Genomic DNA, 589 nt, shown 5'->3' on the forward strand with positions numbered 1-589 from the left:
GTACGACGTCCGTGTCGGGGTCCGCCGTGATGTGCCCGTCGTTCCGGGCGACGGGGGAGGAGGAGCACTCCACCCGCGGGCGCGCCCGGCTGCTGCACGAGATGCTCGCGGGCGAGGTGGTGACCGACGGCTGGCGCTCCACGGAGGTGCGAGACGCGCTCGACCTGTGCCTGTCCTGCAAGGGGTGCCGCTCCGACTGCCCGGTCGGCGTCGACATGGCCACGTACAAGGCGGAGTTCCTGCACCACCACTACGCGGGCCGCCGCCGTCCCGCCGCGCATTACGCGATGGGGTGGCTGCCCGTGTGGCTGTCCTGGGCGGCCCGGACCCGGACGGCGGGGGCGGCGAACGCGCTCGCCTCGGTGCGCCCGGTCGCACGCCTGGCGAAACGGCTGGGTGGGATCGCGGGCGGGCGGGAGATCCCGCGTCTGGCGGCGGAGCCCTTCAGCCGCTGGTGGCGGCGGAGGCGGACGCCTGCCGCGGGCGAGGGCCCGCTGGTGGTGCTGTGGCCGGACACCTTCACCGAGCACCTGTCGCCGTCGGCGGGCCGGGCGGCGGTACGGGTCCTGGAGGCGGCGGGGCTGCGGGT

Annotated in this window: 1 protein-coding gene; it reads left to right on the forward strand. The window is 76.2% G+C overall.

Annotated elements, in window-relative coordinates; all coding sequences use genetic code 11:
* On the forward strand, window positions 1-589 hold a 589-nt coding region (locus LPA54_RS35380; protein WP_228984683.1), incomplete at both ends, for a (Fe-S)-binding protein.

This window comes from Streptomyces sp. DH12 (assembly GCF_020873895.1).
Lineage (GTDB): Bacteria > Actinomycetota > Actinomycetes > Streptomycetales > Streptomycetaceae > Streptomyces.